General features: G+C 51.9%; 19 protein-coding genes. 6 read left to right on the forward strand and 13 right to left on the reverse strand.

The genetic code is table 11. The annotated features are described in order from the left end of the window. Positions 1-43: 43 nt before the first annotated feature. Positions 44-2,491: an FtsK/SpoIIIE family DNA translocase gene (locus IE073_RS13510; protein ID WP_189587128.1), complete on the forward strand. Its 2,448-nt coding sequence runs from the start codon at positions 44-46 to the stop codon at positions 2,489-2,491. Positions 2,492-2,493: 2 nt separating this feature from the next. Here the strand turns inward: IE073_RS13510 and IE073_RS13515 are convergent, their stop codons facing one another. Further along, positions 2,494-3,642 carry a YaaC family protein gene (locus IE073_RS13515; RefSeq protein ID WP_189587054.1) on the reverse strand — a complete coding sequence of 383 codons (1,149 nt, stop codon included), beginning with the start codon at positions 3,640-3,642 and terminating at the stop codon, positions 2,494-2,496. Between the two features lie 9 nt (positions 3,643-3,651). After that, positions 3,652-4,887, reverse strand: coding sequence for a M24 family metallopeptidase (locus tag IE073_RS13520; protein WP_189587055.1), 1,236 nt, complete (start codon positions 4,885-4,887; stop codon positions 3,652-3,654). A gap of 108 nt (positions 4,888-4,995) precedes the next feature. Between IE073_RS13520 and IE073_RS13525 the strand changes: the two genes are divergently transcribed. After that, on the forward strand, positions 4,996-5,259 hold the full coding sequence (locus IE073_RS13525; protein WP_189587056.1) for a TIGR03643 family protein: 264 nt from the start codon (positions 4,996-4,998) through the stop codon (positions 5,257-5,259). A 450-nt stretch (positions 5,260-5,709) separates the two neighbouring features. On the opposite strand, the gene IE073_RS13530 is transcribed toward IE073_RS13525, so the two are convergent. From IE073_RS13530 to truB, 5 genes are all read right to left on the reverse strand, one after another. Continuing rightward, a complete protein-coding gene (locus tag IE073_RS13530) occupies positions 5,710-6,180 on the reverse strand; it encodes an FKBP-type peptidyl-prolyl cis-trans isomerase (protein WP_189587057.1) in 471 nt (156 codons plus the stop codon). Positions 6,181-6,245: 65 nt separating this feature from the next. After that, positions 6,246-6,812 carry a tetratricopeptide repeat protein gene (locus IE073_RS13535; protein ID WP_189587058.1) on the reverse strand — a complete coding sequence of 189 codons (567 nt, stop codon included), beginning with the start codon at positions 6,810-6,812 and terminating at the stop codon, positions 6,246-6,248. Positions 6,813-7,001: 189 nt separating this feature from the next. Then, complete coding sequence (pnp, locus tag IE073_RS13540; protein WP_189587059.1) at positions 7,002-9,200, reverse strand: polyribonucleotide nucleotidyltransferase; 2,199 nt, start codon at positions 9,198-9,200, stop codon at positions 7,002-7,004. A 191-nt stretch (positions 9,201-9,391) separates the two neighbouring features. Then, entirely contained in the window at positions 9,392-9,661 is a 270-nt protein-coding gene (gene rpsO / locus IE073_RS13545) for a 30S ribosomal protein S15 (protein ID WP_189587060.1), read from the reverse strand. An 18-nt stretch (positions 9,662-9,679) separates the two neighbouring features. Next, on the reverse strand, positions 9,680-10,603 hold the full coding sequence (gene truB, locus IE073_RS13550) for a tRNA pseudouridine(55) synthase TruB (RefSeq protein WP_189587061.1): 924 nt from the start codon (positions 10,601-10,603) through the stop codon (positions 9,680-9,682). A gap of 119 nt (positions 10,604-10,722) precedes the next feature. On the opposite strand from truB, the gene IE073_RS13555 reads away from it, so the two are divergent. Next, entirely contained in the window at positions 10,723-11,151 is a 429-nt protein-coding gene (locus IE073_RS13555) for a hypothetical protein (RefSeq protein WP_189587062.1), read from the forward strand. 67 nt (positions 11,152-11,218) lie between these two features. Here the strand turns inward: IE073_RS13555 and rbfA are convergent, their stop codons facing one another. Further along, positions 11,219-11,623, reverse strand: coding sequence for a 30S ribosome-binding factor RbfA (gene rbfA / locus IE073_RS13560; RefSeq protein ID WP_373298714.1), 405 nt, complete (start codon positions 11,621-11,623; stop codon positions 11,219-11,221). A 206-nt stretch (positions 11,624-11,829) separates the two neighbouring features. Between rbfA and IE073_RS13565 the strand changes: the two genes are divergently transcribed. After that, positions 11,830-12,177, forward strand: a complete 348-nt coding sequence (locus tag IE073_RS13565; protein WP_189587064.1) for a helix-turn-helix domain-containing protein — start codon at positions 11,830-11,832, stop codon at positions 12,175-12,177. 188 nt (positions 12,178-12,365) lie between these two features. Here the strand turns inward: IE073_RS13565 and infB are convergent, their stop codons facing one another. Both infB and IE073_RS13575 read right to left on the reverse strand, forming a co-directional pair. Further along, positions 12,366-14,990, reverse strand: a complete 2,625-nt coding sequence (infB, locus tag IE073_RS13570) for a translation initiation factor IF-2 (RefSeq protein WP_189587065.1) — start codon at positions 14,988-14,990, stop codon at positions 12,366-12,368. A gap of 186 nt (positions 14,991-15,176) precedes the next feature. Further along, on the reverse strand, positions 15,177-15,863 hold the full coding sequence (locus IE073_RS13575) for an RNA-binding protein (protein WP_233350102.1): 687 nt from the start codon (positions 15,861-15,863) through the stop codon (positions 15,177-15,179). A gap of 225 nt (positions 15,864-16,088) precedes the next feature. Between IE073_RS13575 and IE073_RS13580 the strand changes: the two genes are divergently transcribed. Both IE073_RS13580 and IE073_RS13585 read left to right on the forward strand, forming a co-directional pair. Further along, positions 16,089-16,679, forward strand: coding sequence for a thymidine kinase (locus IE073_RS13580; protein ID WP_189587067.1), 591 nt, complete (start codon positions 16,089-16,091; stop codon positions 16,677-16,679). A gap of 114 nt (positions 16,680-16,793) precedes the next feature. Further along, positions 16,794-18,170: a pyridoxal phosphate-dependent decarboxylase family protein gene (locus tag IE073_RS13585; protein ID WP_189587068.1), complete on the forward strand. Its 1,377-nt coding sequence runs from the start codon at positions 16,794-16,796 to the stop codon at positions 18,168-18,170. On the opposite strand, the gene IE073_RS13590 is transcribed toward IE073_RS13585, so the two are convergent. The 3 genes from IE073_RS13590 to rimP all read right to left on the reverse strand — a co-directional run bounded on the left by IE073_RS13590 (position 18,153) and on the right by rimP (position 21,243). Next, complete coding sequence (locus tag IE073_RS13590; protein ID WP_189587069.1) at positions 18,153-18,881, reverse strand: sulfotransferase family protein; 729 nt, start codon at positions 18,879-18,881, stop codon at positions 18,153-18,155. The two genes, IE073_RS13585 and IE073_RS13590, sit on opposite strands and share 18 nt — an antisense overlap. A gap of 138 nt (positions 18,882-19,019) precedes the next feature. Then, complete coding sequence (nusA, locus tag IE073_RS13595; protein WP_189587070.1) at positions 19,020-20,675, reverse strand: transcription termination factor NusA; 1,656 nt, start codon at positions 20,673-20,675, stop codon at positions 19,020-19,022. 1 nt (position 20,676) lies between these two features. Then, on the reverse strand, positions 20,677-21,243 hold the full coding sequence (rimP, locus tag IE073_RS13600) for a ribosome maturation factor RimP (protein WP_189587071.1): 567 nt from the start codon (positions 21,241-21,243) through the stop codon (positions 20,677-20,679). Positions 21,244-21,357: the final 114 nt, after the last annotated feature.

Genomic DNA, 21,357 nt, shown 5'->3' on the forward strand with positions numbered 1-21,357 from the left:
CATTTACGTCTTGGTAAGAGATGAATTCCTGTCCGAGGTCCCGATGACGCCACCGCCTTCCGCTACTGCCAATTACGACGCGGGTTACCAATATGCGCCCGAAGACATTCATGCCATGATGGCAGAGGTCACGGCGCAACAGGGTAACAGCTTCTGGCGTGCGGTTCGGGCGCTTTTCATGACGGCTTTGGGCTGCATTATTTTGCTCTGCGTTTTAGCGTATAATCCGTTTGACCCAACGGGTGACACGGCCGGCATCGGTGTGGGTCGACATCCTCTGGGTGCAGGGGGTGCGAACGTCGCCAACATCATCATGCAAACTTTGGGCTGGGGTGGCTTGATGGGCGGCGGATTAATCGTGCTGTCTGGAATCCGTCGATTGATGGGCCGCGTCGGTTATCGAACGCGCCTGATGAAATGGAAGCGATTTGGGATTGGCGCTGGCGCCGTGCTGCTGGGTACCATGACCCTTTCCGCCTTCCCTATTCCGCAAAGTTGGCCAATGGCCAGTGGTTTGGGTGGCTGGATCGGAGATCTACTTCATTTGACCCCAAAAGGCTGGCTTGATGCGTTTAACGTGCCGCTCTCTGGTCTTTGGATCGCGATTTTATCCTTTGCCAGCGCTGCCTATCTCCTCGCGCTTTACTTAGGAGTAGTGACAAAAGATCTATTGGATATAGCTGATGCTGCCACTTTGGTTTGGGCTTATATCCGTGTTTGGTTTGACCGTTTGTCTGCGTGGCTGGTCCGGATTTTCCGTCGCGGCTATGAAGACCCAATGGACGCGCAGATGCAATCTGAACCTATCTATCGCGACATTCCAGATACACCATTGCCCATTGCTGAACCCATTGCTGAACCCGTGACCTACGCACCGGAGCCAATGGTTGCTCCGATCGCCGCTCCGGCACCTAAAACTCGAAAGACGCCAGCCAAGCGCAAGGCAGCCCAAAAATCAAATGGGCAGGTCAACTTTGACTTTTCCAATTCCGATGAGTTCGTTCTTCCAGGTCTCGATCTGTTAAAAGCTCCGCCACCCAGGTCTAATAACCATGATCAAGGCGCCCTGCGCCGTGCATCTGAACAGCTTCACAAAGTCATGGGCGACTATGGCGTGGACGGCGAAATGGGCGGCGTGAGCCCTGGCCCAGTTGTCACACTCTTCGAATTTGAGCCCGCCCCCGGTGTGAAATCACAACGCATTATCAATCTATCCGACGACATCGCCCGAAATATGAGCGCGCAATCAGCACGAATTGCCGTTGTCCCAGGGCGCAACGCAATGGGCGTCGAACTACCGAACCGCAAACGCGAGATGGTCTGGCTGCAAAATATGCTGGCCTCTGACGCCTTCACGCAATCCGGCGCGGCGCTTCCTTTGATCCTTGGCGAAGATATTGGCGGCACGCCTTTCATCGCTGACCTCGCGAAAATGCCCCATTTACTTGTCGCCGGTACGACGGGTTCGGGTAAGTCCGTTGGCGTCAATGCGATGATCTTATCGCTCATGTACACGCTCACGCCAGAGCAATGTAAGTTCATCATGATCGACCCGAAAATGCTCGAGCTTTCGGTCTATGACGGCTGTCCGCATTTGCTCGCACCTGTCGTGACAGAGCCGAAAAAGGCCGTTGTCGCGCTGAAATGGACCGTGCGGGAAATGGAAGATCGCTATCGCAAAATGGCTAAAATGAACGTCCGGAATATGGCGGGCTTCAATGAAAAAGTCGCAGAATTTAAGGCCTCGGGCGAAGTCATGACCAAGACGATCATGACAGGATACAACAAAGAATCGGGCGAGCCCGAATATGAAACCGAAGAACTCTCTTTCGAGCCCATGCCTTACATCGTCGTCATTATTGACGAGATGGCTGACCTGATGATGGTCGCCAAGAAAGACATCGAAGGCTCCGTCCAACGCTTGGCGCAAATGGCGCGGGCGGCGGGTATTCACGTGATTATGGCGACGCAGCGTCCGTCGACCGATGTCATCACAGGCACGATTAAAGCCAACTTCCCTGCCCGAATTTGTTTCCGCGTCGGGTCCAAAATTGACAGCCGCGTTATCCTTGGCGAACAAGGCGGCGAAGCGCTGCTCGGTAATGGTGACATGCTGTTCTCGGCCACGGGTCGGCCGCGTCGTTTGCATGGTCCTTTCGTCAGTGACGGCGAAGTTGAGCGGATTGCCAACTTCATGAAGGCACAAGGCGCGCCAAGCTATCTGGATGACATCACGACCGAACGCGAAGAAGGCCCGTCCGACGCCAAGCTGGCCGGCGGTGGGTCCGAAGGTGGTTCACTCTTTGATCAAGCCGTCGCCATTGTTGCCCGCGACCGCAAAGCCTCGACCAGCTATGTGCAGCGCAAACTCTCCATCGGATATAACCGCGCCGCAGATCTCGTCGAACGGATGGAAACCGAAGGCATGATCGGCCCCAGCGGCGCAGGCGGAAAACGCGAAATTTTTCTGCCTGAGGAAGAAGCGTTTTAGGGTTAAACTATTGCTGCTTTCGCCACCTCTTGTTCGGCAAATTCACTAGCCATCAGATATAACCATTGATCAGGTTGATTCTCTATGAATTCCGAAATGAATGCACCAAAATTTCCATCCAAGTAATGCTTTAACTTCTGAGGCCTGTATCGAGCCAATGAACCTAGATAGAAGAAAACTCCATAAATTGAACAGACTTGTGGCCAAGTTCGTTCGTCTTCCGATAAATAGATATAGTGCTTCCTGAAAGGCTTCTGAGTCGAAACCGAACTCCATAAATGATCCGAAACCAAACTCGATAATTTGTTGATTTTTTCTGATGGTCTTCCAGTAGAAATAGGGGACATTAATTCCAAAGAGATTAGGTCAGAACCTCTCTCCATTAGGGACCCATTCCTAAGCTCTTCGCATTTAACGACACGCCAATGATCACTAAGATACGTTAAATTAAGTAAGTCCCATTGGGTATATGCGAGCCTTCTATATTCCGATTTAGGCAAATTCATCTTCGCCCAAATGAAGCCTCCAGATTTATCGTGAAGATATTCAATTTCTGGAATATTAATAAATCTTTCTTTTTTTCCTGCCGCCGCACACCACAGTCGGTGTCCTACCAAAACTTGAGAAAACATATCCTTCATCGAGAATTCAAATCTTTGTTCCTCAAAACCTTCTGGATCATATTCCTTGTAGAAATCTTCAAATAAATTTGGAGGATTTCCGGTTCGACTTTTATGGCCAATCAGCTTAGATGTAGTAGGCTTATTTCCTAAGGTGCTAAATTTGAGACTTAATCCATGATGACTATCGCTTATAGTGACGTATCTACCACGCATTAGGAGCAGGCATTTTATCAAATTGTGAAATGAGTAATACACAAGCAATGGCTTGGCATTTTCCACATTAGCGTATTTTGATGCTTGATAAAAATCTTTGGCTTGATCAAAATATGCCAAAGCTTCCTTAATTCTCTTTTTGGATGCATCTGACTGAGATATCGACGTTCTTATTACATTAAATGGATCGCTGGCAAATACTCTTGGTTGCATTGAAAACTTCGTTGATTTTTTCTTCGCCGGCCAAAAAGAAAATCCTACCTCTCGACTGTTTATCTTGAGAGGTTCACCAATTCTATAATTTGCTACTTTCATTTCATCCCCCTAGAGTTTCACACCCCCAAACGGCTCATCCACCGAATGACTCGGCTGCGTGAACCACTTCGGTCCGTCTGCTGTCATGTAGAAATGATCTTCCAATCGCACGCCAAATTCACCCTCGCCGTTTTCTTTATACAGACAGATCATGGGTTCATTTGAGAAGCACATGCCGGGTTCCAAGATCGTATCGTCACCCCAATTCAGATAAGGCCATTCGTGAATGTCGAGGCCAATACCGTGACCTGTGCGATGCGGCAGGCCTGGCGTTTCATAGCCCGGTCCAAAGCCGCGGGATTCCAACTCGGCGCGCGCGGCCAAATCGACATCGCCACAACGCGTTCCGATTTGCGCGGCTTCGAACGCTTTGGCTTGGGCGGCTTTTTCCGCATTCCAAACTTTGCGGTGTTCATCCGTGGGATTGCCGAAAACATAGCTGCGCGTGATATCGGAAATATAATCATGGAGCTGACACCCCGTATCGATCAGGACCATGTCCCCAAATTCCAGCGTCTTTGGCTCGCGCACGCCATGTGGGAACGCGCTATCGGGACCGAATAACACGATCTTGAAGTAACTGCCTTTGGCCGCGCCAACTTTGCGGTGCGCGGCGTCCAAGAACGCGCCCACTTCGGCGGTGGTCATATGCTCGCCCAACATGGACGCGGTGGCTTTGTGAACCGCCAATGTCATTTCCTTGGCGCGGGTCATCAGCGCGATTTCGGCCGGTGATTTAATCATACGGCAGGCGGCCGTGACGGAGGCGCCGTTCGAGAATGTGAAGGCGGGTGAAGCTTTGGCGATGCCGTCGCTGACAAAGAATGGCGTGGCTTCGTCCAATCCAATTTGTCCAGATGTCACACCTGCCGCCGCGAGGTGCTCGGCGATCAAGCCATAGGGACTCTCATGTTCTTCCCATGTGGCGACCTCGCCCGGGACGGTCATGAATTGCAGAATCGTGCCTTTTTCGAAGGCGGGGGCAATATAGATCGGCGCACCTGTGGGAAGCAGCAACGCCCCCACCATGCGCTCTGAGCTATTCCAGCGCGTCCCCGTGAAATAGTAAAGCGACGTCCCCGCATGCAGGTAAAGCGCGACGAGGCCCTGCTCTGCCATCAAGCTCTGCGCCTTACTGATGCGCGCTTGAAATTCTTCCTCGGCGATGGGTTTGACCCCTGCCGTCATATCCGAGAGTTTTGCCAAGGCCTCTTCCGCCGTCCATCCGCCTACGCCTCTAGTCATCGCCTTGATCCTCTTTTTCTCGTTCTGGCTTTGCCTCTATCAAGGCTGGACTGCTAATTCTATCTGCGATGTTGTGGCTCTTTTGTGGGCGTGATGCGTAACTAAGACATGAGCACCACGACACCCGACCGAAAATTCCCCGATGATTTCATCCCCGCAACGCCGCGACCTGATGAGGGCGCGCTGACGACGTCAGAAATCGTCGCGATGGCGTGGGACGATGAAACCAGTTTCGACAACATCCTGGCGCAATCTGGCCTGTGCGAGGGCGAAGTCATCAAGATCATGCGCGGTCACATGAAACCCAGCAGTTTCCGTATGTGGCGCAAGCGCGTGAGCGGGCGCGCGAGTAAGCATGTAGCGAAACTCTAGGCGAGCAAAAGCCCCCACAGCCCACAATTTTTCAAAGAGGGTCTGCCAGATTACGCGATGTCCGATAAAATGGGACGTCCGCAGGATCGGCACTCACGACGGAATACCGAATAAGAGTTTTGTTTTTCGCAAGTGGTAATCCTGCGGCGATGCTTCTCGTGTAGCGGCCTCACTTGATTGCCGCCGTTACAGGCTGTCAGGCACGCGCTACCCGGCCCCTTGAAATCTGGCGTTACCCAAACCTCAATAGACACACCGTCTCTCGATACAAACCAGTCACGTATACTTGCCTGTCCCGTGTCCGAAAGAACCACTTAAACATAGGGGTAAAATGGGCGACGGGGATCAATCTCTTGTTATTTTTATAAGACCCTGAAAATGAGGGGTTATAATTCATCGAACCCAGGGATCATTTCCCTTTGGGCAGATGATAGGAGATTAAATCACGCTCTAGTGATGATGCCCGCCGACGCCGTGGGCATGACCGTGGGCGATTTCGTCGGCTGTGGCGTCGCGGCTCTCTGTGATCTCGACGTCGAAGTTTAGGTTCACCCCAGCCAGCGGGTGGTTCCCGTCAATGAAGACTTCTTCGCCCAAGACATTCACAACGCGAAAAATGGGCGAGGCAGGTTCATCATTGATCTTAAATTGAAGACCCGGTTTCACCTCTGTGCCCGGTGGAAATTGCGCGAGTTTTACGTTCATCTTAAAGGCTGGATTAACCTCGCCATACCCCTCTTTGGCGGGCAGCGAGACCGATTTTTTATCTCCCACAGATAAGGTCTGCATCTCCTTGTCGAGGGCTGGCAAAATTTGGCCACTCCCCGCGAGATAGAGCATCGGGTCACGCCCCGCCGAACTATCCAGCACCTCACCCGCATCGTTTTTTAGCGTGTAGTGAAATCCGATGACTTTGGTCATGATGGGTCGTCCTTTAATTTTGCAGGGGCGTGATAAGGGATGGAGCATGGTGGGCCAATAAAAATCTAGGTTTCACTTTCACTCCACCTCAACATTTCAGAATATAACGTAAACTTCTGACGCCCCTCGTTCGATAGGTCATCTCGATACAGTCCAATAAGGTACTCCAGCGCATATTCATAAAGACGACCTGCCGCGAGTTCGATGTAAAATAAGCCCTTTGCTTTATCTTGAGGAACGCCGACACCATCTCGCAGCCCTAAGCCATAGCAATATTGTGATTTTGGAAAACCTTGATCCGCCGACGCTTTGTACAAATTTACAGCGGCCTCGTGATCACCGCGCTCCCAGAGTCGACACGCATGTTGATACTGTGCCTCCGCGACGCCCGCTTCGGAACTTTGTCGCATTTTGTCGTTGTACCATGCCTCCATTTTCTCATCGGGCATGCCAGGTCGCGACAAATACGCCTCCAAATATGCGAACTTTTGGGGGTTAGACTTTAGAAGGCTAGCAAGTTTTTTGTCTGTTATTTCAAATATCAGATCGTAAGTTTCTGCATCGCAATAACCCAGCGCATCAATCAGGCACTCAACAAATTTGACGTTACTTTTGATTTCATCACTATCCATTTGCCGCGCTCCTCATTTTTCTGAAAATAGCACCGTGCCGTGTAAGATTAAGTAAACCGGTCGCCCAACAAAAAACCCGCTCTCTTTCGAGGGCGGGTTTTCTTTTATCTATCTAACTTGGTTACACCGACACGTTACCGTGTCGGCTAGCGATTGGAATTGATCCTATTGGATCAATTCCGGACATCGCTAGTCTTCGCGACGCTTACGTGGACGACGTGCGCGCTTTGGCTTGTCGTCTCCGCCATTGTCTTCGGCTGGGGCATCGCCCTCTTCGCGTGGGATTTCGAGACCTGTTTCTTGGTCAACGAATTTCATCGACAGACGCACTTTACCGCGATCGTCGAAGCCCATGAGCTTGACGTAAACTTCTTGGCCTTCAGCCAGGAAGTCAGATGGGTGGTTCACGCGCTCAGGTTTGATCTGAGAGACATGCACAAGGCCGTCTTTTTTGCCAAAGAAGTTCACGAATGCGCCGAAATCGACAACTTTCACGACTTTACCTTTGTAGATCGCGCCAGCTTCTGGATCAGCCGTTAGGCCGTGGATCCATTCGCGTGCAGCGTCGATGGACTTTTTGTCCGTCGAGGCGATCTTGATTGTGCCATCGTCTTCAACAGAAACGCGAGCGCCTGTTGTGTCAACGATTTCACGGATGACCTTGCCGCCTGTACCGATGACGTCACGGATTTTATCAACCGGGATTTTCATCGTTTCAATGCGTGGAGCAAATTCACCAACTTCTTCACGGGAAGAGGCGAGGCCTTTGTTCATTTCGTCGAGGATATGAAGACGACCTGCATTGGCTTGCTCAAGCGCAGTTGTCATGATCTCTTCGGAAATACCGGCGATCTTGATGTCCATCTGTAGGGACGTGATGCCTTCGGATGTACCCGCAACTTTAAAGTCCATGTCACCGAGGTGATCTTCGTCGCCGAGGATATCAGACAGAACAGCAATGCCGCTCTCTTCTTTGATGAGGCCCATTGCGATACCAGACACTGGACGCTTCAACGGAACGCCTGCATCCATCATAGCCAATGAACAGCCACAAACTGTCGCCATGGAAGACGACCCATTTGATTCCATGATCTCGGAGACCAAACGGATTGTGTAGGGGAAGTCTTCTGGTGTCGGAAGCACAGCCTGAAGCGCGCGCCATGCGAGCTTACCATGACCATGTTCGCGACGGGACGTGCCGCCCATGCGACCCGCTTCACCAACAGAATATGGTGGGAAGTTATAGTGCAAGAGGAACTTGTTTTTGATCGTGCCAGTCAGCTGATCAACGAACTGCTCGTCATCAGATGTGCCCAATGTCGCCACGCAAAGCGCTTGTGTTTCGCCGCGTGTGAATAAAGCCGAACCATGTGTACGCTCGAGAAGGCCAACTTGGCTTTCGATTGGGCGAACTTGGTCAAGCTTACGACCGTCGATACGTTTCTTTGTCTTGATGACAGTTGTACGGACCGTTTCGGATTCGATGGATTTGAACACGTCAGAAAAGACGTTGGACTTCATGCCATCTGGATTTTCGTCAGAGGCTGCAAGAGCCGCTTCAGCTTCAGCGCGAACAGTACGCAGAGCGTCTTGACGCTCCATTTTGTCTGTTTTCTTATACGCCGCTTTGATGCCTTTTTCGGCAATCTTTTTCATGGCTTTCTTCTCAGCCGTGTAATCTGGCGATTCAAAAGTCCAAGCTGGCTTGGCAGCTTGCTCGGCCAAATCGATGATCGCATCGATGACGTCTTGGCAACTCTCATGCGCGAACATAACGGCGCCGATCATTTGCTCTTCTGTGAGTTCGTCAGCTTGGCTTTCCACCATCATGACGGCGTCTTCTGTACCTGCAACAACGAGGTCGAGTTCGGATTCTTCGAGCTCTTGCAGCGTTGGGTTCAAGACATAGTCACCATCGATAAGGCCAACGCGGGACGCCGCGATTGGGCCCATGAACGGAAGACCTGAAATGGCCAAGGCAGCAGATGCGCCGATCATGCCGAGGATATCTGGCTCGTTTTCGAGATCATGCTGTAGAACTGTGATGACGACCTGAACTTCGTTTTTGAAACCCTTTGGGAACAATGGACGGATTGGACGGTCAGTCAGGCGGGAGATCAAAGTCTCGCGCTCTGTCGGGCGACCTTCACGTTTGAAGTAGCCACCTGGAATTTTGCCCGCAGCGTAGAATTTTTCTTGGTAGTTTACGGTCAGCGGGAAGAAGCTTTGTCCCGGCTTTTCGGATTTCGCAGCACAGACGGTTGCGAGGAGTTTTGTGTCGCCATAGGTCACAAAAACTGCGCCGTCAGCTTGGCGGGCCATGCCGCCGGTTTCGAGGGTCAGCGTACGGCCGGCCCAATCTAGTGATACTGTTTTCTTATCGAACATACGTGTGATTTCTTTCTTTCATCGTACTTGTTTTACTGTCTTGGCCTTTGCCTCAGAACAGTTTCCATCGGCGGTCATTCGCTTGGATGGAGAATATCGCCCCACCGTTTGAAAAGGAATTTTTCACAACGGTAAGTGCGCGAAAGGCCGCCAACTGGCGACCCTTGGTCTTAACGATAGGTTAGAGCCGATTAACGACGTAGACCCAAACGTTTGATGAGGTCCTGATAACGGTCCTCGCTCTTTTTCTGAACATAGCTGAGAAGGCTACGGCGCTTGTTGACCATCAACAAAAGACCACGACGTGAGTGGTTGTCTTTTTTGTTGGTTTTGAAGTGCTCTGTCAGGTTAACAATCCGCTCTGTGAGGATTGCGATCTGAACTTCGGGTGAGCCTGTATCGCCAGGCTTCGTTGCGTATTCTGTGATCAAAGCGGCTTTGCGCTCGGGTGTGATCGACATCGTATTTCTCCGGTGTAACTACATATTAAAAACGCGTTTCGGGATGAATAACCCGTCCTGCGGTGAGCAGAGCGAAATCAATACACCGTCCAATTCGGCCCGTATGAAATCGTCCATTTGAACGAGGTCTGGAGAGTTGGGCGGCGCGGTAATTCCGCGTCCATGTCTCAAATCAACTGCTTGGTCGGCTGTGATGGCCAGCACCGGGATGTCGTCCAGTGCGGTCGTCACGGGGTGCAGCCCCTCTGAGACGCGGGCCACTTCGCACATATCTTCCAACGCGTCCAGCGTTATTGACTGTGCCAAGCCGAACGGCCCGACACGTGTTCGACGTAAAACAGAGACATAACCGCAAGCGCCCAATTCAACGGCCAAATCCCGCGCCAGCGAGCGAATATAGGTGCCTTTTCCGCAATCAACTTCGAAAACAGCGGTGTCTGGCGTGGTCTTTACAAGGTCAAAATGGTCCACACGGACGGGGCGTGGTTTCATCTCGACGGCCTCCCCTGCGCGGGCGAGGTCATAAGCGCGTTTGCCATCAATTTTGATCGCAGAAAATTTGGGTGGAGCCTGCTCAATCTCCCCAATGAATTGCGGCAGGGCCGCGCGAATATCAGACTCGGTCGGGCGCACATCAGAGCTGGCCGTGACGTCGCCTTCAGCATCCTGTGTCGCGCGGGTTTCACCCCATGTGATCTCAAACATATAGGATTTGGCCGCATCCATCATAAAGGGAACCGTCTTGGTCGCCTCGCCCAGCGCAATCGGCAAAATGCCTGAAGCGAGCGGATCGAGCGTGCCCGCATGACCCGCCTTTTGGGCCTGAAACAACCACTTCATTTTACTAACCATCGGCGTCGACCCGACACCATAAGGCTTGTCCAGCACTACCCAGCCATGGACGGGGTTGCCCTTTTTTCTTTTGCGTCCATTCGGGTCCATGCGGAGGCTCTCTTAAGAGTTGCAATTATTCATTTTTCTTGCGTGATCTGCCTTGATTGCAAAATGAAATCACCCAATAGAAAGGACCTAACTTTAATTGGGTCAGGGGACCACATAATATGAATATCAAACTCATCGCTGCTCTTGCGGCATCTATCAGCCTTTCCGCTTGTTCAACCATCGCAAACGGCAAAAACCAAGCCGTTCAATTCACAACGGGGGACGTTGAAGGAGCAGATTGCGTTGTATCCGGCGGTCGTGACGGCGCCGTAAATTTGAAATTCTCAACGCCTGCAGAAGTTCAGGTGCGCCGCGCTAAAGCTGCGATTGATGTAGAATGCAGCAAAGCTGGTTATGAAACAGCGTCACGTACAGTGGAATCTAAAATGGAAGGCTCAACTGGCGGCAATGTTGTGGCTGGCGGATTTGTAGGCCTCGGCGTTGACGCGATGACTGGCGCAATGTTCAAATATCCTGACACGATCATCGTCAAAATGAAGCCCGTTGGAGTGACAACGCCGACGGTCACGGGGGAACCAATCTCTTAGGCTTTCACATAGATTGAACATTTGGACCCTCTCCGTTTCACGGAGGGGGTTTTTATTGGGTGAGAATCTACTCGGACTCTTTTTTCAAATCCTGCGCGATATGTGGGTCTTGCAATAAGCGGGTCATATCCTCTGCGGTTTTAAAGCTCTCGTCTTTCATGAAACGGAGGCGCGGCGTCGACTTCATTTGCATTTCTTTGCCTAAGCGCCCGCGTAAAAACGACTGGCTGCGTTGTAGAGCCTCCATGATGACATCATGATCGTGGTCGGTGCCCAAAGGTGCAGCATAAACGATCGCATGTTTCAAATCGGGGGAGGCACGAACTTCGGAAATCGTAATGGACACGCCCCGCAAATCCGGATCGCGCAAGGGTTCGCGCGATAGAATTTCAGCCAGGGCGCGGCGGATCAATTCGCCCGCTTTAAGCTGACGTTGGGATGGTGGACGGTTTTTGGACATGGACGGGTCCATAGAGCCAGATGCCACATTTTCCAAGACCCATATACGCTTGGGGTTCAGCTAGGGTCAGAACAGCGTCACGGGCTACATCAGACAACGTTGACAAATAAGTGATAGAAGTGTCAGTTTACTTGTTATAGCCCTACACATTAATTTAAAATTGTGCCAAGGGTAAGCAAGGCTGATGGGGGCAACCATTCGCCAATGAGGGCAAAATCATGAAGAGAGACGTCAGAACGGCCACAGAGGTCGATGCTTTTGTAGGCGCAAAACTCAAAGAGTTACGTAAGTCTGTTAAGATGAGCCAAACGGACCTCGCGACGCGTGTCGGCGTTACATTTCAACAAATTCAAAAATATGAGCGTGGTACAAATCGTATTGGTGCAAGCCGCCTCTGGGATTTTTGCAAAGTTTTCGATGTCAAACCCGGTCGTTTTTTTGAAGGTGTAGAAGATCACCTCGCCGACGATTTGCAAATGTCGAACACGGCCCATGTAGCTCCCATACAGAGCATCTCTAAAACCGTGGTGTCGAGACAGGTTAAGATGGCGATGTCGTCCGACTGAGTCGATACTGATCCTGCAGACACCAAGATTATCCGCAATCCCGATGGGTCGATAAGATTAGACGAATACTTTGGCGGTGAAGCCTGTTCACTATCCTCATCACCATTTCCCCCGAACCCACTATTCCAAATGAAAAAAGCCGCCCCGTAGGACGGCTTTTCTTATATGATTTCGAAATGATCGACAGCCTAGTCGAGTGTGCGGTCTAGCATCTCGACGGTGAAGCACTCGATCTGATCGCCTTTGCGCAGATCGTGATAGCCTTCAAAGCCCATACCACATTCCATACCGGCCTGAACCTTTGGCACTTCGTCTTTGAAGCGTTTGAGCGTGGAGAGGTAACCTTCGTGAATGACGACGTCATCACGCAGCAAGCGCACGCCTGCACCGCGTTCGACACGGCCTTCGGTAACTTTACAACCCGCGATTTTACCCAGCTTGCTGATATCGAAGATTTCCAGCGCTTCGGCGTAACCGATGAAGGTTTCTTTGCGTTCTGGCGCGAGCATACCTTCGAGCGCACCTTTGATCTCCTCTAGGAGCTCATAGATGATCGAGTAATAGCGAATTTCGACGCCTTCACGCTCTGCCAGATCTTTGGCTTGGCGGTTGGCCCGTACGTTAAAGGCGATAATTGGAGCGCCCGAAATTTTCGCCTGCTGCACGTCGCTTTCGGAAATACCGCCAGCCGCCGAATAGACAACCTTGGCGCGGACTTCGTCATTGCCGAGCGCCTCAAGGGAGCTCTTGATCGCTTGCGCGGAACCTTCAACGTCAGCTTTGACGAGAAGTGGGAGATCGGAAACCTCTTTGTTCTGCAATTTCGCCATCATTTGTTCCATCGACGCCATCGCGCTTGGGGGCTCGATTTCAGCATCCTTGCGTTTCTGAACACGATATTCGCAAATCTCACGCGCTTTTTGCTCGTCTTCCACAACCGCGAAAGGTTCGCCTGGCATAGGCGCGCCGTCGAGACCCATGAGTTCAATCGCTTCGGACGGGCCAGCTGTTTTCAACGTCTTGCCTTTTTCGTCCATCATGGCTTTGACTTTGCCCCAATGTTCGCCAGCAACCACAACGGCACCACGTTTAAGCGTACCGCGTTTAACGAGAAGCGTCGCAACAGCGCCGCGACCTTTTTCAATTTTGGATTCGATGACCAAACCATCGGCATTACGCGTTGGGTTGGCTTTCAATTCCATCAATTCAGCTTGGTTGACGATGGCTTCAGCCAGATCTTGTAGACCTGTCTTTTCCTTCGCGGAGACCTGAATGGCCTGCGTTTCGCCGGACATGCTTTCGGTGATGATATTGTGCTGCAAGAGGTCCGTCTCAACTTTCGTTGGGTTGGCCTCATAGGCATCCATCTTGTTAATCGCGACAATGATCGGCTTGTCTGCGCTTTGAGCGTATTTGATCGACTCGATTGTCTGCGGCATGACACCATCATCGGCAGCCACAACCAGAACCACAATATCGACCGCTTCGGCACCACGTGTCCGCATTTGGCTAAACGCCGCGTGACCTGGGGTATCAAGTACAGTGATCTTGTCGCCAGATTTCAATTTGATCTGATAAGCACCAATATGTTGGGTAATGCCACCGGCTTCGCCAGAGGCCACATCTGTCGTGCGCAGAGCGTCCAACAACGATGTTTTACCATGGTCAACGTGACCCATAATCGCAATGACGGGCGCGCGCGGCTTACGATCTTTTTCGTCCGACGGTGTGTCGTCGATGATGAAGTCATGCTCGACATCGGCATCAGAGACACGTTTGACGATGTGACCAAAATCTTCGACAATCAATTCCGCCAAATCCGCATCGATGACGTCATTCACGCCGTGGCTTTCGCCTTGTTGCGAGAGGTATTTGATAACCGCATTGCCACGTTCTGACATACGGTTCGCGAGATCCGCAATTGTCAGCGTTTCAGGAATTGTAACTTCGCGTTGGACCTTATCGGCACCGCGACCACCACCACGTTGACGTGCTTTTTCACGCTCACGAGCCCGCTTCATAGAGGCGAGCGAACGTTGACGGTCATCATTGCCTGACAGGGCAGAGACGATTGTCAGCTTACCGCGACGACGCTTAGTTTCGCCCTTGGAGCGAGTTGGCGGCGGCGTTGCGCGCTTCTTCTTCACACGGCCGCCAGCTTTTTCTAGCTCGGAGCGCTCATCAGATTTCGGCGCATCTTTCTTCGCCAACGGAGAGCCGACCGCTTTTTTCTGTACCTTGGCAGCCGCTTCGGCTTCAGCCTTTTTCTTCGCGGCCTCTTCCTCTTCGAGCCGTTTCATCTCAATGGCTTCTTGCTCGCGACGTTTTTCTTCCAGTAGCGCACGCTCTTCTTCGACGCGGGCGAGACGGGCTTCTTCTTCGGCCTTGCGAAGTAGAGCGCGTTCTTCCTGCTGTTTCTGAGCAGAGCTCAGCGCGGCTTGGCGCTTAAGGAATTCAGCCTTGGACAAACCGAGCTTACGGGCAGCCTCTGCGGCGGCATCAACATTGCGACGCTGCTGCGGCTTTGGTGCGATTGCGGGCTTAGGGGCCGCAGGCTTTTTAGGGGCCATAGGCGTCATTGGCGGCTTAGGCCCTTTTGAGGCGCCGGATGAAACTCCAGGCACAGCACCAGGCTGCGGACCTTTCGGTTTCGCCGCGCCCGTTCCCGGACGCATAATGATTTTTTTCTTCTTCTCGACCACCACTGCCGAAGGCGAGCTAGAGCGACGAGGGCTGCGGTTTGGTCCGCCAAGCGTCAATGGACGCCTTGCGCCAGGTTTGGCACCGGGTTTGTTGTTATTGTTGTCTGTCATATCTTTATCCTGCGAAGCGGGGCCGGGTCATAACGCCGGGTGGCCGTTTCGCGTGTAGGTTCCTTGCTCGCGCGGAAAGTGCGCGTAACTTAGGGGAATTGGCGCATTTGGCAACATAGAATCACCGCTCGCCGTAAAATGTCTATTCCGGGCATAACCGCCCCGGTCACGGGACCTATACGCGCATTAGAAAGCTTCGTGCTGAGCGTCTGCCCAGCCCTCCGGTACAAGCGGAATAAACCCGCTTAAGCGTCGAGCAGAAAAGCCCAATGATTTCGCAATTCGGCCATGCGGAATGGCGCAATGAATGATCGCTTCACGCCCCACAACGGCCCCAATTTCTTGGCTGTTAAAACATCCGATTACGCGTGGCAGCGGCAATTCAACTTCATGTGCGATGGCCTTGGACAGCGTGCGGATTTTTCCGCGCGCGCCGGCTGCGCCATCAAACGCCTCAATGCGCCAACCCAGCGCATCCGCGCGGGCCGCTGACATAACTTGGTCAAAGCCGATAAAGAGCTTGCCAGATTTTTTGGCCATCCCAATCAGGGACAGAACATGTCGACGCAAGCCATCAACGACTTGATCTTCTAAATCTGCAGGGACTTTGATATTTCCCTTAAAACCGCGTTTGAAGCCACCCTTTTTGGTGGCGACCTCAAGATCTTCACGGGTTGAACTCACCCACACACCACGGCCGGGTAATTTGCCAAGGATGTCAGGATAAACTGTATTCTCTGGCCCCACCACAAATCGGATCATCTCACGCGGGTCGCGGACCTCATTTCGAGACACACAGCGACGCTCACGCGATTTGTGACCGCGCGTGTCAATGTGGTCATCAGGGACAATAACTTCAGGTTGGCTCTTCAAGAGGCGCGATATGGGGGCTGGAGCGAGGAAAGGCAAGGTTTGTGTTCTCTGCACACCGCATGACCCTGTTTGTATCACGTCTTGTCCGGCTAAGTTAATTTTGCCCCAGCTGCCGTCACCATAATCACCTACATTTGCAAATCCCACACAGCCTGATGCCGCTGGGGTCTGGATTCACTCTGACTGATTTTGCATAGTCGAGCTTCGATTCGGGACCCTCGCACTATGGCTAAGCTCTACTTTAATTACTCAGCCATGAATGCTGGCAAGTCGACGATCTTGCTGCAATCTTCCTATAACTATCATGAACGGGGGATGCGGACGCTATTGATCAAGCCGACGATTGATACGCGTGAAGGCGTTGAGGCCCAAATTAGCTCCCGTATCGGCCTCACCGCACAGGCTGACCTGATAACCCCCACTCAAGATTTGGAGGTTCATATTCGGGATACGCATGCGGCCAATCCGATTGATTGCGTACTTGTCGATGAAGCGCAGTTCCTGTCTGAAGCCCAGGTTTGGCAACTCGCGAAGGTCGCCGACGAATTGAGGATGCCAATCATGTGTTACGGGTTGCGCACCGATTTTCGCGGTAAATTATTCCCGGGCAGCGCCGCCCTCCTTTCAATTGCTGATAATGTCAAAGAGATTAAAACGCTCTGTTGGTGCGGGCGCAAAGCCACCATGACCTTACGCGTCAGCAAAACAGGCTCCGCCGTGACACGCGGCGCACAAGTCGAGATCGGCGGCAATGATCGCTATGTCTCTCTGTGTCGAAAACATTGGGTCGCAAAAGAAATTCGCCAAGAGAGCTAAGACCGCAGTTTTATTCCGCTGCGCGATAAAGCGCGCTAACATTGCGCATGTCATTGGGCTGTATTGCTGTTAAGTAGCCTCTCACCCCGACTTTTAAATGAGGACGCTGCGCACATGGAACAGAGTTTAGAGATTTTCAATCGGCTGGTCACCGACCTTCTGGCCGACGAAGCCAAGAACCCTGTCGCAGAATACGTACCTTCGGCAACCCTCTATGAGCGCCTTGACCTGAAGCTACAGAATGAAGGTTTAAGTGTGGCAGAATTGGAGGCCGCGCTGAAAGACCTCGTCTTCACCACCCCGCGAACAGGCACGCCTGCGTTTTTCAACCAGCTTTTTGGCGGCCGAAATGAGAAAGCAATCCTCGGCGATCTCTTAGCTGTCATTCTCAACAATAGTATGGCGACGTATAAGGCCGCAGGCCCGCAGATTGGCGTTGAGAAAACGGTTCTGCGCGAGCTTTGCAATCTGATTGGCTGGGATGAAAATTCGGATGGAACACTCGCGCCAGGTGGCTCCATGACAAATTTCATGGGCATGTTGATGGCCCGGGACCGCTTTAACGAGAAAACCAGATATGAAGGCGTTCATCAAAAAATGACGGTCTATACGTCGGTGGAAAGCCATTACAGCACGCCGAAAAACGCCGCCTTTGCAGGGATTGGCCGTGACAATGTTCGAAAAATTGGGACCGACGCCAACGGACGCATGGACAATAAATTACTGCGTGAAGCGATTGAAGCCGATATTGCAAATGACCTGCACCCCATCCTTATTAATTGCACAGCCGGTACGACCGTTTTGGCGGCTTTTGATGATCTAGCGGGCGCCTCGGAAATTGCGAAAGAGTATGGTATTTGGCTGCATGTGGATGGCGCCTATTGCGGCTCAGTCATATTCAGCGAGAAATACAAACACCTGATTAAAGGCGTCGAAAACGTCGACTCTTTCACTCTGAACGCGCATAAAATGATGGGCACGCCGCTGAGCTGTTCCCTAATTGTCGTTAAAGATAAGAAACATCTCCATGATTCATTCTCGAACGATGCGACCTATTTATATCAGACCGACCATGATGAGTTTAATCCCGGTAAAACCTCGATTCAATGTGGGCGTCGAAATGATGCGCTAAAGTTTTGGGTGCTTTGGAAAAGCGTCGGGACCCGTGGTCTTGCCCAGATTGTCGAGCAGGAGTTTTCACTCGCCGATGTCGGGCGTGATTATGTCCGAAACCATCCTGATTATGTCGACTATAGTGTCGATGACACGGTGGCGGTTTGTTTTAATTACAAAGGCATTCCCGCCGAAGACATTTGCACGAAACTTTATGAACATTCCGAGCTCCTTGTCGGATATGGATCCTTCCGAGACACGACATTTATCCGCCTCGTCACGATTAATTCAGGCAATCAAAAAGAAGATATTTTGCTGTTCTTCAAGAAGCTGGAAGCGTTTGTGGAAGAGAATGCCGCGTTATTTTCCTTGAATTAAGCCCCGCGTTTCAGATTGATCTTCTGCAAAAAGGTCATTGAGGAAAACTTGATCGGTTTTTGAAAGCGCTGGCAAATTCTGAGCCATCGCGACTGGTCTTACGAAGCTGGGTTCAGTTAGGTAACTTGGGACACCCAAAAAATTCCATATTCTGTCCATCTCAACGCTATGATTATTCAGCAGGTCCTCTTGCTGGAGGATGTGAACATTTTTTCGCCCGAAGAGATCAAATGCGCGCCTTAATTGCGGGGCGTAAAATCCGCGCTCTACATATGAGAACACACGGAGGCCGTTTCCGAGAGAGACGCGGTTTCGGCCCTCTCGGATGGCCTCCGAAAATGAAAGGGTTTCTTTGCCTTTCGAGACGCGCATAGCCCAGTGTGAGAAGGCGCGGTGTGTTGGATCCCTAAGGCAGATGATCATCCGCATGTTTGGGTTATAGGCCGCGATACGTTCCATTGAGTTAGGCCAATACGTGTAAGCGGGAGTGGCTTCGCCTCTAATTTGGGTCGCGGTCGCACCAACAAAGTTTTGATGATAGGTGTCGTAATTGGGGTTCGTCCAATCCCGCGTTTCTTTGTCGAAAAAATGAAGCTCCTTTGTCTCCGACATAAAAATCTCAGGGTTTTGTTTGAGAAAACTCTGGAGCGCCGTAGTTCCAGATTTTTGCATTCCCGCAATTAAAAAGTCGATCGGTTTCATATCTAACATTGATTTCGTCTGCTTCGGTTTCGGCTAGCAAAGTACTTAGATTACTGCCTCGCAGCAACTCGTTAACGAGAAAGCCAGGCAACAAAAAACCGCCGCTCTTTCGAACGGCGGTTTAATTTATTCAGCGGTTGGAACGCTCTAGTTAAAGAGCGTCTCGGCTGTCGGTTCCGCTGCAACGGCGTCTTCGGCCGCGGCTTCTTCTTCACCTTCAACAGGCTCTGGCTCTAGCGCTGACTCGTCGATCCAACCGGCTGCGACGCGGGCCATCATGATGAGGCGTGTCGCTTCGACATCGGTCAGTTTCATGTCTTCGATCATGCCCGCTTCATGCGTGCGTTCGCCGTTTCTATATTCGGAGTAACCGTTCAGGTCATCCGGAACGAGGCCAGCCACATCTTCGACAGTTTTGATTTCGTTCTCACCGAAGCGCACAGCCATTGGCAGTGTAACGCCTTCGATTTGGAGAACGCCATCTTCGACGCCGAGTTCGACGCGTTTGGCGTCTTGCTCTGCAGCGATGGTGTCCAGATATTCACGGGCACGAACCTGTAGCTCTTCGGCCGTCTCGTCATCAAAGCCTTCGATGGAGGTCAGGTCAGCCAATGCGACGTAACCGACTTCTTCCATCGTTTCGAAACCTTCGGAGACGAGAAGCTGTGCAACCATTTCGTCGACGTCGAGGCCTTTCATGAAGAGCTCGGAACGCTCTTTGAACTCTTGCTGGCGACGCTCAGACTCTTGCTCTTCCGTCAAGATATCCAAAGCCCAACCTGAGAGTTGCGAGGCAAGACGCACGTTTTGGCCACGACGACCAATGGCGAGCGAAAGCTGCTCTTCTGGGACAACGACTTCGATTTTGCCATTGGCTTCATCGATGACAACTTTCGAAACAGCGGCAGGCTGCAACGCATTGACGATGAACGTACCCATGTCTTCTGTGTAAGGAATGATGTCGATCCGTTCGCCTTGCAGCTCATTGACAACGGCCTGAACGCGGGAACCGCGCATACCGACGCAGGCCCCGACGGGGTCGATGGAACTGTCATTGGAATAGACAGCGATCTTGGCGCGGGAGCCAGGGTCGCGTGCGACGCCAACGATTTGGATGATACCTTCGTACACTTCTGGCACTTCTTGCGCGAAGAGTTGCGCCATGAATTGCGGATGCGCGCGAGACAGGAAGATTTGGCTGCCGCGCGGCTCTTCGCGGACGTCCATGATGTAGGAGCGGATACGGTCACCAGATTTGACGTTCTCACGCGGGAGAGCTTGATCACGACGGATGACGCCTTCGGCACGGCCAAGATCAACAATGATGTGACCATATTCGACGCGCTTGACGATACCATTGATGATTTCGCCAACGCGGTCTTTGAATTCCATGAATTGACGCGCACGTTCGGCATCGCGGACTTTGCCCATGATGACTTGTTTTGCCATTTGCGCTTGGACGCGGCCAAATTCGAGCGGCGGGAGCGTTGTCGAAATCAGATCGCCAACTTCTTGTAGCTTATTATCCATCCGTGCGGTGGAGATGCCGACCTGTGTCGTTTCATTTTCAACGGCGTCATCTTCGACGACTGTGATCACGCGAGCCAAAGTTTGCTCACCCGTGGCTGGGTTGATCTTGGCGCGAATGTCGAGCTCTGCACCATAACGGAGGCGAGCGGCCTTTTGGATCGCTTCTTCGATAGCTTCCAAGACGATAGACTCGTCGATGGATTTCTCGCTGGCGACAGCTTTGGCAATCTGGATAAGTTCCAGCTTATTGGCGGAAATTCCTGCGGTGGACATCTTAGTCTTCCTTTTCAGCAGTTGAATTTGAATCCGCTGACTCAGAATCTTTCTGGGCAGCTTCTTTGGCCTCTTGGCCCTTTTTAATGAGTTCGTCGGTAATCAACAGTTTCGCTTCGGCAATCCAATCGAAAGGAATGGAGGCGGTGCTATCGGATTCACCGTCGAGATTAATATCGACATGACCATCTTCGACACCCGCCAAAGTCCCGCGAAAGCGTTTGCGACCCTCGACGAGGCGGTCCAACTCGATACGCGCCATATAGCCTTCGTAAAATTCAAAGGCGGCAAGATCGGTGAGCGGACGGTCCAGCCCCGGAGAGCTAACTTCGAGCATATAAGGATCGCTGATTGGGTCTTCGACTTCCATGATCGCGGACAACTCACGCGAGAGGTCAGCGCAGTTTTCAACGCTCATGAGACCATCTTTGATACGCTCGGCCATGATTTGCACGGTCTGACGTTTGCCCGCCATGACGCGCACCCGCACGATATGCAGACCTAAATCAGCGGCAATTGGCTCGGCCAGCGCGAGAATACGCTCGTCTTTATTTGTCTTGGTCTTCATATGAAGTCCGTCTTTCCACCCTATTTCAGGCAATAAAAAAAGCGACCCGAGGGCCGCCCTGTCAGCATCTTGTGCTGCGGGATTGTTTTTGTTGATCCTTAGATAGGCTAGACA

Source organism: Litorimonas cladophorae, from assembly GCF_014652455.1.
Lineage (GTDB): Bacteria > Pseudomonadota > Alphaproteobacteria > Caulobacterales > Maricaulaceae > Litorimonas > Litorimonas cladophorae.

Coding starts and splice junctions, on each gene's coding strand:
- IE073_RS13585 (WP_189587068.1), top strand. CDS start 16,794: ATGGAACAGAGTTTAGAGATTTTCAATCGGCTGGTCACCGACCTTCTG.
- IE073_RS13510 (WP_189587128.1), top strand. CDS start 44: ATGACGCCACCGCCTTCCGCTACTGCCAATTACGACGCGGGTTACCAA.
- IE073_RS13590 (WP_189587069.1), bottom strand. CDS start 18,881: ATGTTAGATATGAAACCGATCGACTTTTTAATTGCGGGAATGCAAAAA.
- IE073_RS13555 (WP_189587062.1), top strand. CDS start 10,723: ATGAATATCAAACTCATCGCTGCTCTTGCGGCATCTATCAGCCTTTCC.
- rimP (WP_189587071.1), bottom strand. CDS start 21,243: ATGAAGACCAAGACAAATAAAGACGAGCGTATTCTCGCGCTGGCCGAG.
- rpsO (WP_189587060.1), bottom strand. CDS start 9,661: ATGTCGATCACACCCGAGCGCAAAGCCGCTTTGATCACAGAATACGCA.
- rbfA (WP_373298714.1), bottom strand. CDS start 11,623: ATGGACCCGTCCATGTCCAAAAACCGTCCACCATCCCAACGTCAGCTT.
- pnp (WP_189587059.1), bottom strand. CDS start 9,200: ATGTTCGATAAGAAAACAGTATCACTAGATTGGGCCGGCCGTACGCTG.
- IE073_RS13530 (WP_189587057.1), bottom strand. CDS start 6,180: ATGACCAAAGTCATCGGATTTCACTACACGCTAAAAAACGATGCGGGT.
- IE073_RS13520 (WP_189587055.1), bottom strand. CDS start 4,887: ATGACTAGAGGCGTAGGCGGATGGACGGCGGAAGAGGCCTTGGCAAAA.
- infB (WP_189587065.1), bottom strand. CDS start 14,990: ATGACAGACAACAATAACAACAAACCCGGTGCCAAACCTGGCGCAAGG.
- IE073_RS13525 (WP_189587056.1), top strand. CDS start 4,996: ATGAGCACCACGACACCCGACCGAAAATTCCCCGATGATTTCATCCCC.
- IE073_RS13515 (WP_189587054.1), bottom strand. CDS start 3,642: ATGAAAGTAGCAAATTATAGAATTGGTGAACCTCTCAAGATAAACAGT.
- truB (WP_189587061.1), bottom strand. CDS start 10,603: ATGGACCCGAATGGACGCAAAAGAAAAAAGGGCAACCCCGTCCATGGC.
- IE073_RS13565 (WP_189587064.1), top strand. CDS start 11,830: ATGAAGAGAGACGTCAGAACGGCCACAGAGGTCGATGCTTTTGTAGGC.
- IE073_RS13535 (WP_189587058.1), bottom strand. CDS start 6,812: ATGGATAGTGATGAAATCAAAAGTAACGTCAAATTTGTTGAGTGCCTG.
- nusA (WP_189587070.1), bottom strand. CDS start 20,675: ATGTCCACCGCAGGAATTTCCGCCAATAAGCTGGAACTTATCCAGATT.
- IE073_RS13580 (WP_189587067.1), top strand. CDS start 16,089: ATGGCTAAGCTCTACTTTAATTACTCAGCCATGAATGCTGGCAAGTCG.